The organism is Saccharopolyspora sp. NPDC045941 (genome assembly GCF_056431445.1).
In genome coordinates this window covers 74938-91428 of the sequence record NZ_JBWKKU010000038.1, presented here as the reverse complement: position 1 = coordinate 91428, position 16491 = coordinate 74938, and the positions used below count along the sequence as shown (strand labels likewise).

At 70.3% G+C, this 16491-nt stretch carries 11 protein-coding genes; 6 read left to right on the top strand and 5 right to left on the bottom strand.

All coding sequences use genetic code 11. The features are described from left to right. Positions 1–138: 138 nt before the first annotated feature. Genes AC07FN_RS27905 through AC07FN_RS27895 form a run of 3 tightly spaced genes read right to left on the bottom strand, consistent with a single transcriptional unit; the run spans position 139 to position 2152 of the window. Complete coding sequence (locus tag AC07FN_RS27905) at positions 139–1365, bottom strand: WXG100 family type VII secretion target (RefSeq protein WP_478398286.1); 1227 nt, start codon at positions 1363–1365, stop codon at positions 139–141. Next, positions 1362–1712, bottom strand: a complete 351-nt coding sequence (locus AC07FN_RS27900; protein WP_478398285.1) for a WXG100 family type VII secretion target — start codon at positions 1710–1712, stop codon at positions 1362–1364. Before AC07FN_RS27900 ends, AC07FN_RS27905 begins: the two co-directional genes overlap by 4 nt. Before the next feature lie 2 nt (positions 1713–1714). After that, positions 1715–2152, bottom strand: coding sequence for a YbaB/EbfC family nucleoid-associated protein (locus tag AC07FN_RS27895; protein WP_478398284.1), 438 nt, complete (start codon positions 2150–2152; stop codon positions 1715–1717). A 95-nt stretch (positions 2153–2247) separates the two neighbouring features. On the opposite strand from AC07FN_RS27895, the gene AC07FN_RS27890 reads away from it, so the two are divergent. After that, positions 2248–2481, top strand: a complete 234-nt coding sequence (locus AC07FN_RS27890; protein WP_478398283.1) for a hypothetical protein — start codon at positions 2248–2250, stop codon at positions 2479–2481. A 175-nt stretch (positions 2482–2656) separates the two neighbouring features. On the opposite strand, the gene AC07FN_RS27885 is transcribed toward AC07FN_RS27890, so the two are convergent. Both AC07FN_RS27885 and pdxR read right to left on the bottom strand, forming a co-directional pair. Further along, positions 2657–3121 (bottom strand): DUF6319 family protein, encoded by a 465-nt coding sequence (locus AC07FN_RS27885; RefSeq protein ID WP_478398282.1) that lies wholly within the window; start codon positions 3119–3121, stop codon positions 2657–2659. Positions 3122–3225: 104 nt separating this feature from the next. Beyond that, a complete protein-coding gene (pdxR, locus tag AC07FN_RS27880) occupies positions 3226–4617 on the bottom strand; it encodes a MocR-like pyridoxine biosynthesis transcription factor PdxR (RefSeq protein ID WP_478398281.1) in 1392 nt (463 codons plus the stop codon). A gap of 506 nt (positions 4618–5123) precedes the next feature. Between pdxR and AC07FN_RS27875 the strand changes: the two genes are divergently transcribed. The 5 genes from AC07FN_RS27875 (at position 5124) to AC07FN_RS27855 (ending at position 16475) form a co-directional block, all read left to right on the top strand. Beyond that, positions 5124–5723: a YbaB/EbfC family nucleoid-associated protein gene (locus AC07FN_RS27875; protein ID WP_478398280.1), complete on the top strand. Its 600-nt coding sequence runs from the start codon at positions 5124–5126 to the stop codon at positions 5721–5723. 32 nt (positions 5724–5755) lie between these two features. Next, positions 5756–6064 carry an ESX-1 secretion-associated protein gene (locus tag AC07FN_RS27870; RefSeq protein WP_478398279.1) on the top strand — a complete coding sequence of 103 codons (309 nt, stop codon included), beginning with the start codon at positions 5756–5758 and terminating at the stop codon, positions 6062–6064. Beyond that, positions 6061–13032 carry a WXG100-like domain-containing protein gene (locus AC07FN_RS27865; RefSeq protein ID WP_478398278.1) on the top strand — a complete coding sequence of 2324 codons (6972 nt, stop codon included), beginning with the start codon at positions 6061–6063 and terminating at the stop codon, positions 13030–13032. Before AC07FN_RS27870 ends, AC07FN_RS27865 begins: the two co-directional genes overlap by 4 nt. A 3-nt stretch (positions 13033–13035) precedes the next feature. Next, positions 13036–14274: an ADP-ribosylglycohydrolase family protein gene (locus tag AC07FN_RS27860; RefSeq protein ID WP_478398277.1), complete on the top strand. Its 1239-nt coding sequence runs from the start codon at positions 13036–13038 to the stop codon at positions 14272–14274. A gap of 221 nt (positions 14275–14495) precedes the next feature. Next, a complete protein-coding gene (locus tag AC07FN_RS27855; RefSeq protein WP_478398288.1) occupies positions 14496–16475 on the top strand; it encodes an ADP-ribosylglycohydrolase family protein in 1980 nt (659 codons plus the stop codon). The last annotated feature ends 16 nt before the right edge of the window (positions 16476–16491 follow it).

Sequence of the window (16491 nt, the reverse complement as noted above, 5' to 3'; positions counted from 1 at the left end):
CCACACACACTGCGAGGGCCTGAGCCCGGTGCAATACCGGGCCCAGACCCTCGCTGCCTAGACTCTCAATTACCGAGTCCAACTTCCGGGGACCACTTCAGCGCGACGGTGCCCTTCACCCGCTAAGCGATCAAGGGCTCACCAATTGAGGTCGCCGCTGATCGTTTCGTCCGGGGGTACGTTGGTGAAGCCGCCTCCCTGAGCCTGCTTCTCCAGAGCGTCCGCGGCCGAGCCGAGGCCGCCGGCGACCTGGTTGAAGCCGGACTTGGCGACGTCCTTCGCGCCGTAGGACGGTGTGGGCTTCTCCGATGTGACGGGGTTTCCGTGCTCGTCGCGGACGGGGTTGCCGTGTTCGTCGAGTTTGGTGCGGGTTCCGTCTTCGCCGACCGACGCGATGTCGCCGTCACCGTCGACGGTGTAGCCGCGGTCTTCGGCTTCGGACTGGAAGCCCGTGCCGAGTTGGCCCACGACCTTGCGCTCGTCCGCGGTTTCCTTCGTCACTCCGCCGAGGATCTTGCTGCCCATGTCCGCCAGGCTCTTGCCGCCGTCTCCGCCGGGCTTCCCGTCCGTGATCTGCTGAACGCTCTCGATGATCCGGATCGTGTCCAGGATCGCCTTGATCGCCGTGATCACGTCCATGATGTGGCCGATGATCTTGGTGATCTTCTGGATCTGCTGGGCGGCCCGGGCGCAGGTGATGCCCGCTTCCGCCGTCGTCACCGCGGTGGCCGCGGCGATGGAGCCGCCGAAGGTCGGGCCCGCCGAGGCCGTCGCCGTGATCCAGGTGGTGATCGCCCAGGTCAGGAAGTCGGAGAGGATGCCCTTGATCACGCCCTCGGCGGCTTCCATCATGGTGCCGCTCATCTGCAGCAGCTGCGAGATGTTGTTCGCCTGGCCGCCGGTGGCCTGCACGCCGTCGATGAACTTCGCCATCTTCTTGCGCAGCGCGTCGGCGGCTTCGCCGTCCCAGTCCCCGAGCTCGCTGTCCAGCCTGTCGGTCAGGTTCTGGCCGAGCTTGTTGATCTCGTCCTGGACCTCGGCGAACGACTGGGCGCTCTTGGCCAGCGCCTCGCTGTCGCCGGTGACGAGCTGGATCGCGTCGCGCACCGGGGCCACGAAGTTGATCACGAACTCGACGCCGGTGCCGATGAGGAAGCCCATCGGGTCCAGCGCGAAGCTGGTCGCGCTGGACAGGTAGCTCTCGATGTCGCCCTTGAGCGCCTCGACGTCGCCCTTACCGGCGTCGTCGCTGGCCTTGATGATGTCCTTGACGAACGGCAGCTTCCCGAACGCCGACCCGTCGACGCGCGGGGCCGCCGGGTTGAGCGCGCTGTTCTCGCCGATCGCTTCCGCGTTGGTGGTCACCAGGAACCACCTCCGCCACCGCCGCCGCCCTTGCCGACCTCGCCGAGGATCTTGCCGAACATCTCGGCCATCGACTCGTCGGATTCCTGGTAGTCCCGGCCGCAGGCGGTGATGTCCTCGCCCGCCTTGACCAGCCCTTCGCTCATCTCGTCGAGGTGCTGCTTGAACTTCTCCAGCAGGTCGCGGTAGGAGCTGTAGGTGGTGGCCAGGCCGAGCAGCCCCCACGAGACCTCCGGGACCTCCGCGCCGGCGACCTTGTCGCGGACGGCCTTCGCGTCGGCGTTCATCCCGCCGATGTTGCCGCCGCACTGCATGATCATTTCGGCGGGTGCCCTGTACCCCGGCATCGTCATCTCCTGCCGTCGAGGAAGGAATCCGGCTGCTCGTCGTCGTCGACCGGCACTTCGTGCTGCTCGGGCTGGGCGCCGAACAGCTCTTCCTGGGTGCGCAGCACTCGGTCGAGGACGTCGCTGTCCGGCACGTACTCCTGCACGATCTCGGCCTGCTTGCGGGCGGCCTCGGCGACCGCGAGCTGCAAGGTGCTCATGACGGTGCCAGACAACTGCGCGGGAGAAAGGCGCATCGCGTCCTGGGTGAACTCGATGCCGGTGACGCCGCCGGGGCCGGCGGTGACGGTGACCGAGCGATCCGCGGACGTGGCGGCCACCTGCAGCTCGCTGATCTGCTCGCGCATCTGGCCGAAATCGCCCATTCGTTCCTCGGCTCGGCGGCCGGCTTCCTTGAGCGCGTCCAGTTTGCGTTGCAGATCATCCAGATCCGCGGACATGATTCGCCTCCTCGGCCCAGTGCTGATTGGTTCTGATCGGCTATCCTTGCCCATCGGACGGAGTGGCGGGTCGAGTACTTGAAAAAATCCCGGAGATGGCGCAACCGTTTCCAGTCCGGGAGTACCGGCTGGTCATCGCCACTGCGTTCGATTTCCCGGCTTTCGGAACCGAATTCATCGGCCGCGATGCCGCGGTCTACCGCAATGACGGGCGCAGTTTCTCGATCGGCCGCGCGGAATTGGCTCGACCAAACGCGTTTTCCGGGCGGATCGCCGGGAGGCGGCCGGGCTCTGAGGACGGGAAGCGCATGTCGTCCGGCGTAGCATGAGCTCGACCGACCGGCCGGTATCGAAAGTTGCGGGGTCGCCGCCGAATCTGGGAGTCTCCCAGCCTCGCGGCTCGCCCCGCGTCAATGCGGTCGGCGGAGCCGACCGGGTCGGGACTGCGGCGGGCATGCCGTGTCGTCGAGGGGCCGGCACGGCATGCCCGGCTGTTCGCGGCTGTCAGCCTTCGAGCTCGGCGAGGGCCTTGCGGACCCGCTCGACCTCGGCCTCCAGTTCGGCGAGCTTCGCCTCGTGCTGCTGGCGCGCCTCGTTCAGCACGCTCTCGATCGTGTCGGAGATGTCCTGGTGCAGCTCGGCGGCCGCCTTGGACACCGCGGCCGCCGCGACCGGCAGGCCCTGCACGATGCGCTTGCCCGCGTGCATCAGGTCGGCCTGCCACTCGCCGTCGGCGGTGCCGGTGACCGTCAGTGTGAGCTCGATCGTCCGGGTCTTCTTGACGGTGCTCTGCTTGCGGGCCCGCGGCTTCTTCGGCGCCGCCTCGGCGGCGGACTCGGCCTCGGGCTGCGCCGACTCAGACTGCTCCGGCTGGGGCTGCGCCGACTCGGACTGGGTCGATTCGGGCTGGGCCGCCTGCTCGGACTGGGCCGACGCGGTCTGCTCGGTGCTCGTCTGCTCTTCGGTCAATTCTGTCTCCTGTGTGTCGCGGCGAGGGGAACCCAGAATAGAACAGTTGTTCCCCTCTGTTGGTGCGGACATGTCGGGCGGTCCGGCGGCGCCGCCCGATCAGGTCACCGCTGCAGAACGGTGACCAATGCTTGCAGCGCGGGGCGGAAGGCGTGTTCCGCGGGGGCGGCGTAGCCGACGACCACGCCGGGCGGATGCTGTCCGGGCGCGGCCCAGTGCGGTCCGAGCACCTCGAGCTCCACCGAATGCTTCCGCGCCCGAGTCAGGACTTCTCGCTCCGTCGGTCCCTCCGGGTCGAGCTGCAGGGTGATGTGCAGTCCGGCCGAGATCCCGGCCGGGTAGGGCCGGTGGTGCGCGCGCAGGTCGCTCAGCGCATCGAGGAGCTGCTCCCGTCGCCTCCGGTACACGGCGCGCGATCGGCGGACGTGCTGATCGTAGGCTCCCGACCGGATGAGTTCCGCCATGGCCAGCTGTTCGAACAGCGGGGCGTGCAGCCCGCTTTGCTCCTTGAGCGTGCGCACCGGCGCCACCAGGTGCGGAGGCAGCGCCAGCCACGCGAGCCGCAGGGCGGGGGCGAGGGTCTTGCTGGCCGTGCCCGCGTAGGCGACGTTGTTGGGCGCCATGCCCTGCAGCGAGCCGATCGGCCTGCGGTCGAAGCGGAACTCGCCGTCGTAGTCGTCCTCGATGATCAGCCGGTCCTCGGCCTTCGCGAGCTGCACGAGCTCCGTCCGGCGGGCCGAGCTCATGGCGACGCCGAGCGGGAACTGGTGCGCGGGGGTGACCACCACGGCCCGGCTGAGCTGCTGCGCGATGTCGATGCCGTCGTGGTCGACCGGCACGCCGCGCACCGCCATGCCGAAGCCGGCGGGGATCGCGCGCAGCTGCGGCAGGGACGGGTCCTCGAAGTCGATCGAGTCCAGCCCCTGGTCGTGCAGGGCCTTGCTGAGCAGCGACAACGCCTGGGAGTAGCCGTTGCAGATGATGATCCGCTCCGGCGTGGTGGCCACCGCGCGGACCCGCGCCAGGTATTCGGTGAGGGCCTCCCGCAGCGCCGGGTGGCCCTGCGGATCGCCGTAGTCGAGGTCGCCGTCGGGGGTGGACTGCAGGGCGCGGCGGCTGGCGGCCAGCCAGTCCCGGCGCGGGAAGGAGCTGAGGTTCGGTCGTCCGGGCCGGAAGTCCCAGCGTGGCGCCGGGGTTTCCGGGTCGGGCGGGGCGGCGATCGGGTCCGGGCTCGCCAGCCGTTCGGCGACGGTGGTCGGCGCGCCCTGGCGGGACAGCAGGAAGCCCTCGGTGACCAGCTGGTCGTAGGCGCGGGTGACGGTGCCGCGGGCGACGCCGAGGTCCTGCGCCAGGGCGCGGGTGGACGGAACGCGGCTGCCGGCCGGGAGGCGGCCGTCGCGGATCGCGGTGCGCAGCGCCTCGGCCAGCCTGCTGCTGTCCGGCCGGCCCGCCCAGTCCAGGTGCAGATCCAGCGAAGCGGGCCATCCGACTGTCACAACCACCGACCTTACCGAAGTGCCCGATTCGCCGATCCCGGCTCAGAGGTGTTCCAGGCTCACCGTGCCTGGCGGTGCGGGTAGCGGCCCCCCTGCGGGAGTTACGGCCGCCGTCTGGACTCCGGGATCCCCGACTTGTGTATGACCAATACGCGGCCTCGGGGCTGTCCTCGCCAGACGACGTCTGAGAACCCGCGGCGGTGCTGGTTGAGTCCCACACCGCATGCGGCTGACGCCGCATCCTGAAAGGCCCACGACGCACCGGCTTCCAGCGCGGTCGCGGCGCTATGAGCCTTTTGCGCCGTTCTCCCGTCCGGGCCCCTGTTGGTGATCGTCACTACACGGGTAATCCGGCCGATCCGTCCCGGCCTCGCGCGCGCGGTTGATACGGTTCCCGCCGGACGAGATCGAGTGGGAAACCGTGCCAGGGCCGGGGAACGCGGACTGTCGCCGGGTGGTGGCGCAGCGCTCCCGCCGGTGCGCGGTGGAGCGGTTCGGGGGACGGGTTGCCTGAGGACGACTTCGGACGCGACATCGGCGCGGCCGAGCGGATGGTTCGCGATTGGCAGGAGCGGGCCACCGAGAAGGCCGAGAAGTTCGGCCGGATGCAGCAGGAGATCGAGCAGATCTCGGTGACGGAGACCTCCCGGGACGGCGCGATCGCGGTGACGGTGAACTCCGCCGGCATCCTGCAGAGCCTGCAGCTCTCCGAGAACGCCAGCAACCGCCCGATGGCGAAGCTGGCGGCCGAGATCATGCGCGCCGTGCAGACCGCGCAGGCGAAGGTTCCCGAACTCATGCAGCAGGCCGTGGCGGGCACGGTCGGGCTGGAGGATTCCGCCGCGCAGCACGTGCTGGGCCAGGCCCGCAAGTACTTCCCGGAGATGCCGGAGGACGAGGAAGAGCCGCAGAAGTCGGGTTCCGGCCTGCAGGAGCTGCGGTACGGCGTCGAGGACGACTACGAGGAGCCGCAGCAGCGGCGCCAGCCCCCGGCTCCGCCGGCGCCGCCTCAGCGCCCGGCCGCCCCGCCGCAGCAGCCGCCGTCGCGCCGTCGCCCGGACGACTTCGCCGACGACGACTTCGGCGGCGGCTCCTTCCTGCGCTGATCCTGCCGAGCCGACCCGAGGGGCCCTTTGCGATGCCGGACGAGATGAACGTCGTCATTGAGAACCTGCGCACCCATGCGTCCAAAGTGGATGGTGTGGTGGACCAGCTGAACGTCGCCGTCGACGCGTCGCAGCAGGTTTCGCTGGACAACGACGCGTACGGGATCCTCTGCCGACCCTTCGCCTGGATGCTCGACCCGGTGGAGCAGCACGGCGTCCAGACGCTGCAGAAGGCCGTCGAGGCGATGCAGGAGGTCGCCGAGAACGTGCGCGGCGCCGCGGAGGACTACCAGTCCGCCGACGACGCGGGCAGCGGCGTGATCGGCGGGGTCGAGGTATGAGCAACCCGCTCGTCGCGCAGCAGAAGGAGAATCCGGACGGCCCCGGCCCGCTCACCGCGGGCACCGGCGACGCCGGGTGGGGCACCGGGATCGGCATCGCCGAGTCCATCAACGACGTCTCGTCGCTGAACGACGGTTCGAGCTGGGTCGAGAGCGGGCTGGCCTACGGCGGGCTGGCGCTGGAAGTCGTCAGCATCGCCACCGACCCGATCGGCACCCTGCTGTCCTACGGCCTGTCGTGGCTGATCGAGCACGTCGAGCCGCTGAAGGAGGCGCTGGACTGGTTCGCAGGCGACCCGGACGGGGTCAAGGCGTACGGCGAGACCTGGGCCAACGTCAGCAAGGCGGTGGGCGAAGCCGCCACCCAGTACAACAACGCGGTCAAGGCCGACACCGCGCAGTGGACCGGCGCGGCCGGCGACGCCTACCGCCAGCAGGCGGGGGAGAAGGGCGAAGCCCTCGCCGGCGCCGCGGAACTCGCCAACACGATCAGCACCGTGGTCACGGTGATGGGCGAGGTCGTCTCGTTCGTCCGCGAATTCGTCCGCGACCTGGTCGCCGACTGCATCTCGCGGCTGATCACCTACGCGCTGGAAGCGCTGGCCCCGCCGGGTGTCTCGCTGGCCTGGGTGGTGCCGCAGGCGGTCTCGTTCATCGCCAGGACGGTCGGCAAGATCACCAAGATCGTCACCAAGCTGATCAAGACGATCAGCAACGTGGCGCCGAAGCTGGCCAAGCTGGTCGAGGTCTTCGGCGACATCATGAAGGCCCTCGGCAAGCTGGGGAAACGAGCGGCCGACGGCGTGAAGACCGCGGCGACCAACGTCGGCAAGGTCGCGGACAAGCTGGACGTCGCGGGCAAGCTGGGCGACAAGCTGGCGGAGAAGACCTGGAAGAAGGTCGACGACGTCTTCGGCACGGACGTCGTCGGCAAGCACAACACCAAGTTCGGCGGCCCGGACGCCCCGGGCGGCGGCTCGGACGGCGAGAGCGACAGCGGCTCGTCCGGGACCGGGTCGGGTTCCTCGGGCAGCGGAACGGGGTCGGGCTCCGGCTCGACGGACGGTGGAACGGGATCGGGCAGCGGCTCCGGTTCTTCGGGTGAGGGATCAGGTTCGGGTAGCGGCTCGACCGGTGATGGCTCCGGTTCTTCGGGCAGCGGAACGGGCTCGGGTAGCGGCTCGACTTCGAGCCCCTCGGGCAGCGGTTCCGGCTCCACGTCGACGGGCGGCGGCACCGACGCTCCCGGCTCGGGTTCGCACGGCGGGTCGTCGTCGCCGGATGGTTCGGGTTCGCACGGCGGGTCGGGTTCCTCGTCGAACGGCCCGGATTCGCAGGGTTCTTCGCCCGGTGGCTCGGGCTCGCACGGCGGCTCGTCGCCCGATGGTCCGGGCTCGCATGGCGGTTCCGGTTCTTCGGCCGATGGTTCCGGTTCGCACGGCGGTTCCGGCTCCTCCGGTACGCCGAGCGGTTCGGATTCGCCGCGCGCCGGGACGGATTCGGCCCCGCACGCGCCGGAATCGTCCGGTCGCAGCGCCGCCGACACGGGTCCCGGCGGATCGGCCGATGCGCCGCGAAGTGCGTCCTCAATGGACACCGGGCAGAGCGGCCACGGCGGCGCGGACGTGCGGTCCGCAGCCCCGGAAGGCAGCCCGCGCGTGGCGTCGGCCCCGGACGGGCCGTCGGCCGGTGGTACCGGTGCGGGGTCGCACTCCGGCGGCGGATCGGCGACCGGCGGGAGCGGCTCGGGCGGCGGGTCGCCGCACGTCGGCGGCGGTTCCGGGGGAGGCCCGGCTCATTTCGGTGGCGGTTCCGGCGGTGGCCCGGCGCATGGTGGTGGCTCGGGCGGCGGCCCGGCTCCCACCGGAAGCGGTTTCGGCCCGGACGTCTCGAACCGCCCGCCGTCCACCCCGGCCCACACTTCGAGCGCCAGCGTGAGCGCGCCGGAACGACCCGCGGACATGGGCGTCGCCGCGCCGCCCCCCAACGCTCCCTCGGCACGCCCGGACCAGCCCGCCGGTGGAGCCGCAGGCGGCCCGGCCGCAGGCGCATCGGGAGGTGCACCGTCCTCCTCACCGGGCGGCAGCCGTCCGGGCTCGGGCGGCGGCTGGACGGGCACGCCCGGAAGCCCCGGCGCAGCCGGGCGAAGCATGCCCAGCGGGCCCGAGGCGCCGCGGCCACGCGGCCCCGAGGGCACCCCGGCGAGGAGCGGACCGGCGAAGCCGGACGCGCCGCACCGCCCCGGCGGAGCCGGTCAGCGCCCGGCGCAGCCGGGAGGCCCGGCAGGGCCGCCGCGGGCCGACGGCCCGGCAGGACCGGCCCGGCCCGGAGGGCCGGGAGGTCCGGCGCATGCGAACGGGCCCGGACACCCCAACGGCCCGGCGCATGCGAATGCCCCGGCGAACCCGAACGGTCCCAGCGGATCGGCACACCCGGACGCCCCGCCCAGGCCGAACGGCCCGGCCCGCCCAGACGGCCCGAATGCCCCGGCGCGGCCGAACGGTCCGACCGGTCCCCAAGCCGCACCGCGCGCCGATGCCCCGGCACACCCGAACGGCCCGCTGCGTCCAGACGCTCCGAACGGCGCATCTCGTCCGGACGCCCCGTCCCGCCCCAACGGCCCGACGAGTCCAGGCGCTCCTGACACCCCGTCGCGGCCGAACGGCCCAACGCGACCTGATGGCTCGGTTCGTCCGGACGCCCCGTCGCGGCCCAACGGCCCGATGCGTCCAGACGGTCCCGCTCGCCCGGACGCTCCGTCGCGCCCGGACGGTCCGAACAGCTCGTCCCGTCCCGACGGCCAATCCCGCCCCGGCGTCCCCGATGGATCTGTCCGCAATGGACGGACGGACGGCGGCCCGGAGATGCCGCGCCAGCGGCAGCCGGAAACCCCGTCCCGCCTGAACGATCCAGCCAATCCGCGCCCGCAGGGCACCCATCTGGACGCCCCGCGCCCGGATGCCCCCCGCGTCGAGGCGCCGCGTCCCGATGCGCCGCACGTCGACGGCCCGCGCCCGGACGCACCGCACGCGCCGCAGCCGAGCCGCCCGCAGGCGGCCCGGCATGCCGACGCCGATCGCTACCAGTACGCGGACGTGAAGCACGGGGACTTCGCGCACGTCAAGGGCGAAGGCGTCCGCCACTGGGGCCCCGGCTGGCAGCAGCGGATGGTCGAGGACGCCCGGATCCGCGCCGAGTCGCTCGGCTACCACGAACCGGATGCCCCGCACGCCCCGGAACCGGCGGCCCCGGACGCGCCGCCGCGCTCCACTTCGGAGTCCATGGCGGCGGAGAGGCCGCCGGAGAATCCGTTCGAGCACCGCCGGAACCACAGGGTCGGCGAGGGCGAGCCGCTGGACATCTCCGACGAGCTGCGCGAGAAGCTCGGCGGCAGGGGCCTCGCGATCCGCAACACGGATTCCGGGCTCTCGATGATCCGGGACCTCCCGCGCTCCCACTTCAACGGGGCGCATGCCGCGCAGCGCATGCCGCGGCCGGCCGTGGACCCGAAGCGCTTCACGGTCGAGGTCCACGGCAGCCCGAACGGCGTGCATTTCAACGGCAAGGAGCTCTCGGCCAAGGAGCTGGCCGAGATCATCAAGGGCGCGCCGGGGTACAAGCACGGCGAGCCGGTGCGCCTGCTGTCCTGCCAGACCGGCGCCGACCTGCCCGACGGGTCCCCGAACTTCGCCCAGCAGCTGTCGAAGGAACTCGGCGTGGAGGTCCTGGCGCCCAACAAGGACGCCTGGGTCGACAACTTCGGCAACATGTACGCCAGCGGCAGCCGCGCGGAGTTCGACGCTGACGCCTCGGGCACGCCGCAACCGCGCTTCGACGAGCCGGGCCAATGGGTCAGCTTCAGCCCGGACGGTACGAAAGCGGTCCACGACAGCCCGTTCCCCCCGGGCCACGAACCGGAGTGGACCCGCTTCGGCCACCAAGCCGACGCAGCCCACCAACGCGGCTACGGCGATCAGCCGCCGAGGGAATTCCAGCATCCGGGCGGTCCCGCCTGGGGCGGTTGGCATTCGCGGCCCGACGCCTACAACGAGCCGGTCCCCGGGCACCTCATGCCGAACGGCGAGTTCGTGCCGCACGGCGAGTTCGACGTCCACGGCAAGTGGATCCCGCACGGGCAGCTCGACAACCTCAACCGCTGGGTGCCGGGACACCTGAACGCCAACGGCCAACTGGTCCCCAACGGGCACTACGACCAAAGTGGCGCGTGGGTCGCGCACGGCCGAACCGACGAGTTCGGCCGCTGGATCCCGGTCCACCGCGACGCCGACGGCTACCACGACCTGGGCCGGTTCAACCCGCAGAACCACAAGTGGGAACCCACGGGCTACGTCGACCGGAACACCGCCCAGTTCGTCCCGAACACCCCGCCGCAGCAGGTGCCCCACGCCGGTCCGCCGCAGGCAGGACCAGGACATCAGTCGGCACCGAACGCAGGTCAGGCCCAGCAGCCGCCACCAGCTGCGCCGCACTCGCAACCTCCTCAGGCTCCGCAGCCGATGACGGCGCAGTCCGGATACGGGTCGCACCAGCAGGCCGGACAGCACCCGGCGGCACCTCAGCAATCGCCGCACCAGCAGCCGATGCAGCAGCAGGCTCCGCAGCAACCGAACTACCAGCAGCCGACTGCCCCGCACGCGGGACAGCAGCCGATGCAGCAGCAACCGGCCGCTCCGCACGCGGGACAGCAGCCGATGCAGCAGCAACCGGCCGCTCCGCACGCGGGACAGCAGCCGATGCAGCAGCAACCGGCCGCTCCGCGCACCTGGCAGCAACCCGCACCCCCGCACGCGGGGCAGCAGCCGCCTGCGGCACCACATGCCGGTCAGCAGCCGATGCAGCAGCAACCGGCACAACCTCCGCGGCAACCACAACAGCCGCCGGCTGCTGCGCCGCAGTTCGGGCAGCAGCCGCCCCCTGCACGTCAGCAGCAAGCCCCGGCAGCCACGCCGCATGGCGCGCCGCAACAGCAAGGGATGCGTCAGCAGCCGCCCGCTGCGAATGCACAGCAAGCGCCCCAGCAGCCCAACCAACCTGCGGCAGGAGGGCCACCCGCCGCTGGCCAGCAACACCAGGCACCGCAGTTCCCGGCGAGTCGGCAGCCGAGTGCGCCTCAGCAGCCCGCAGCGCCATCTGCGCGTCCGCCGGCACCGCAGCCTGCGGATGTCAGCGGTCCGCGCCCAGCGCCGGCGGCTCCGCGCCAGGCGGCGCCGCCGGTGGATGTCCGAGGCCCCCGCACGGACGGCCCGTCGTCCCAAACCAGGGCGCCATCCACCGATGCTGCCGGCCAAGCGCCGACGCCTGGAAGTCCGCGTGCTGCCCAACCGCCCGCAGACGTCAGCGGCCCCCGGCCACCGCAATCACCGGAAGCCCCGCGCCGACCGGATCCCGCACAAGGCCATGGCACTTCGCCCCAGTCACCCGCCGAGACCAACGGCCCCGGGCCGAAGCCGGCCGATGCGCCGCCGCACGCCCCGGAGCCGGGCAAGCCGACGGACACGACCGCGCCGCGAACCGACCAGCAGCCCGAAAGCTGGCGGAACGACTTCGAACCCGCCCCGCAGAAGTCGCCCGAGCCCGCGGACTCGGCGAGTGGCGCGGATTCGTCGGACTGGCAAAAGGACTTCGAGCCGACTCCGTCCCAGTCATCCAGCCCGTCGAACAGCCAGCACGGGGACCTGGACACCGAGACCGACGCCCCAAGCCCGAGCGACGCCACGAAGCCTGCGCCGAAGTGGTGGGAATCGGACGGCGGAAGCCCGTTCGATCCCAAGCCGGACCCGGCTTCGCAGCCGACCCCGGCATCGGATCACGATGCCGACGCCGACACGTCCAGCGGTGCGGACTCCGACCAGCAGTCGGGGACTTCGGGCTCGTCGCCTTGGCACGGCGCTGATGGGCACAGCCCGTTCGACCCGCCCAAGTCGAGCCCCGACCCCTCACACGCCGGGGAGCCGGCGGATACCCCCGGACCCGGTTTGAGCGCTCGCGAGTCGTGGGCCAGGGTGGACGTCACCCCGAGGCACACCTTGGGCGACAACTCTGGCGGCGGAAGCCCCGGCTCCTCCACGGACAGCTCGTCGAAGAGCCTCTCGGACTTCGACGGGCCGGCGACCACGCACGAGCCCGGAGTGCGGTCCAAGATCGAGGATCTCCTGGGAGGTTCCGGCGACTCGCCCAGCGCTCCCACCACCCATGGGGCCGACCTGGGCACGCACGCTCCAGATGCGGTCCCGCACGCGCCCGACCTGGATGGGCACGACTCTGGTCTGGGCTCGCACGCGCCCGAGTCTGAAAAGCCGGACGCGCTCGAAGTGGTCGGCGAGCAGAGTCCCGACTTCCGGGCTACTGAGGCGGATCGCCAGGTATACCGGGAACGCATCGAAAGAAGCCGGTTGCGTGGCACGACGTTCGAGGAGAGCGTCGCCAAGCTGCGCGCGGAGTACCCGCAATTGGCGCACCTCCCCGACGTCGAAGCGGTGGCCTTCCGCCGCTACGTGGGCGAGGACGCGATGCAGATGAATCATGCGCTGCGGACCCTGGACAAAATCGACCTGGAGTACCTGGCGCCGGAGATCAAGGCCCTGCGCAGCGCCCTCAACCAGATGCCGGACTACGCGGGCTCGACCGCCTACCGGAACATCAGCGTCGAACCGCAAGACCTGGACGCGCTGCTGGAGCGCTACAAGCCAGGCGGCACGGTCACGGAGAACGCGTTCACCAGCGCAAGCAAGGATGCTCCGCTCGACCAGTTCGGCAAGGTGGACGGCAGGCATCGGGTTCAGTTCGTCATCGAAGAGCCCCGCTATGCCAAGGATCTGGAGTTCATGAACCCGGACGAGCGGGAAATCCTGTGGCCGGATGGCAATCGCTTCGAGGTCTCGAAGCAGTATTTCGACCCTGAATCGGGTGAGTGGAAGATCCACCTGATCGACCGCGGGCGGGAGTGAGCGATGGATCAGCATCAGGGGCCGAGCGCGGCGCTGACCGGGAAGGTCGCGGAGTCGTTGACTCTCGACGAGCAGGTCGTGCTGGAGACCCGCGGTCGGTCGGACACGACGACGGACTACGAATGGCGCAACGGCGAACGTGTCATGGGCTATTGGGACGCCCAGCGGGTGCGGAGGGTCTTCGGACGCAGCAGTGACGAGTTCTGCCAGGAACTGCGCTACGACAAGACCATCAAAGACGCGTCCTTGTTCTACGGGATCGGGATGCATTTCCCGTTCGCGGCGTTGGAGTCCGCGCTGGCCGACATGGTCGTGCACGGACGGCTCTCCTCGTCGACCCAGATGACGCTGTTCTGCCTCGACGCGGTGGTGCGCACGGAGACCTGGCTGCGTCAGACGAAGAGGCTCATCCCGCGCACGATCAGTCTGCTGGGCCTGCTGCGATGGCTGCACACCCAGGGCGTCCCGTGGAATGGGGCCGTGACCGCGGGCATCTTGGAAGAAGTCCCCGAACCGACCGGGTGGCTGATCAAGGTCCCGGAACTCTTCGAGCGTCGCGACCCGGATCCGGTGTGCATCGAGGCGCTGTCCGCATTCGCGGAAAGGGACGTGACGGGGTGGTTCTCGAAGCCGATCAACAGGGCACGGACTCCGTCTGCGGTGCCCAGGGCGATCGCTCTGTCGGCGTGGTCGGACATTCCGGAGCGCGTTTTCGAGCAGGCCGTCGCGAACGCACTGCTCACGCACGGACACCCCGACGCATACCTGAGCGCCGGCGCGTACGCGGTCCTGGTCAACACGGTTTTGTCCGGGGGAACGCTGGAAGACGGCATCGAGGTGGTTGCGGACGAGCTGGTCAAGTGGCCGGACGAGAACGTTCGGCGCCTGCTGGATTCCTGCACGCTGACCGGTCCGCCGCCGTCTCCGAGTGAGCTGTCAGCACTGGTGGAGGACGGTGCGGCTCCAAATGCGCTGGCCGTCGCCGTGGTGGTCGCGGCGCGGGACAACGATTTCGAGTCCGCCGTGCGGCGCGCGGCCGAGGTCCTGCCCGCCGCGGCGCCACTGGTCGGCGGCTTTCACGGCGCGCGAAACGGTGAGCAGGGACTTCCGCGAGAGTGGCTGGAGCGGCTGGAGCTTCGAAACGTGGTGGATCGGTTGGTCTTCGACGTCGCGGCCGTTCAGGTCGGGCTGCCGGAGCGGGTCTGGACGCCCGACTGGGCCGGCCCCTACCCGGGGTTCTGAGCGGGGAGTAGCAGATGAACGACAGCATCACGGCTCAGGACGAGCTGACCCCGAACGAGCGGAAGACGCTGCAGGCGTGGCGGGACATCAAGTCCCGACCGAGGCTGCTCCCGATGTCGTGGTTCGAGGGCGTCGACCGCCAGGTCGGGATGGTCTTCGGGGGTGATCGGAACGATCCGCTCGCCTGGCCGCGGCGGCAGTACCAGGTCCTCGGCCGGGTGATGGGCATGCTCGTCGGCGGGGCGCTGGGAGATTGCCTCGGGGCCACGGCTGAAGCGGAAGGAATCGGGACCGGGGGTGCGCTGCTGGCCGCGATCCGGTCGCGGCCGTGGCAGGCACCGAACTCGGCGGCCTTGGTCAGCGCTGTCGAGATCGCGACACGCGCCCACGCAGATCAGGGCGAGGGCGGGGATCTCGACGCTGCGTTGATGGCGCGTGCCCGAGAAGCGGAATTCGCCGGAACTCTCGGATGTTTCGCTGCGTCCATCCCGGCCGCGCTGGTCAGCGTCACCAGCCCGGACGAAGACGCGTTCCGCCGAGCTGCGGGACTGGCCCAACTGCTCAGCGAGCCCCCGGAGGAATGCGCCAGTGCGGGCGTGTTCGCCGTGGCGCTCGTACGAGCGCTCAACGGCCAGAATCTCCGCCTCGACCAGATCTCCGAGCTACTGCTGGAGCGGTTGGGCAGTGAGCACGCTGAGCTCCGCCGCAGGCTGGAATATCTTGCGACAGTGCGCGATGACGCCAACGAGCAGGGGATTCTCGCGGAGCTGGGTGACGGCTTCTCCGGGCCGGAGGTCGTCTCCCGGGCACTCTGCCTCGGGGCTCGCAACACCGGCGGATGGGCCGAGGTCCTCCATGCCTTCGCCGGAGGGAGCCGGTCCCGCAATGCGCAGGTGTCCGGTCTGCTCACCGGCGCGCGACACGGCGCGGAGGCATTCCCGCTGCTGTGGCGCCGGAAACTCGAACCCGTCGGCCAGCTCGAATCCGTCGCTGGAACTTTCATGACCGAATTCGGTCCGGACGAGGTGAGAATCACCCCGCAACCCGATGTCCGAAATGAGAACTCCCCGTCGCAGCCCGCTGATCCTGCTCCGGCTGAGCCTCTGCAGACCTTGGATGCTCACGAGCGGTTCATGGGTTCGATGGTCGCCGGGGCGATGGGGGATGCTCTTGGGTTTGCCATTGAGTTCCATGACATCGGGATGATTCGGCGGGATCACGGGGATGCTGGGCTCACCTCTCCTGTGCTTCGCGATGGTGTTGCGCAGGTTTCTGATGACACGCAGATGATGTTGTTCACCCTTGAGGGGCTGATCCGGGCTCATGTTGCTCGGCGGATCAATCCGACGGATAACGATCCTGTTCCTGAGGTTCAGCATGCTTATCAGCGGTGGTTCCATACGCAGAGCCAGCCGTGGGATCGCGCGGGTGGGCCTTATGCGCGGCATTTGCAGCAGCCTGATGGGTGGTTGATCACGCATCCGGAGTTGTTCAGCTCGCGGGCTCCGGGGAGCACTTGCATGTCCGCGCTGGCGAACTTCGCGCGGACGCATCAGCACGCCACTCCGCAGTTCAAGATCAACGACTCGAAGGGTTGCGGTGGGGTGATGCGGGCCGCGCCGGTCGCGGTGTGGTCCAACGATCCGGCCGAGGTCTTCTACGCCGCTGTTGGGACCGCCGCGCTGACGCACAGCCACCCCAGTGGCTACCTTTCGGCCGGGGTGTTGTCAGTGATCGTGCACCAGTTGATCCGTGACGTGCCCCTGCCGGAGAGTGTCCGGATGGCCAGGGATCTGCTGCTGCGGTGGCGCGGGCACGAGGAGCAGCTGCGGTTCCTCGACGCCGCCGTCGAGCTCGCGAAGAAGGGTGCCGTCAGCCCCGAGGAGATCAAGGACACACTCGGTCAGGGGTGGGTCGGGGAGGAAGCTCTCGCGATCGGGCTCTACGCCGCGCTGGCCACCGATAACTTGAGGGACGCGCTGCTGTTGTCCGTGAACCACTCGGGGGACTCCGATTCCACGGGGATCGTGTGCGGCAACATTGCGGGGGCTCTTTACGGGGCTCGGGCCGTTCCTCCGGAGTGGCTCGCGTCCCTGGAGCTGCGCGAGCTCGTCGAGACGCTGGCCAAGGATGCGCTGGTCGAGTTCAGCCCCGGGCCGCCGACCGATCCGGGGTGGACCCGGCGGTACCCCGCCTGGTGACCATGAGGGAGACATC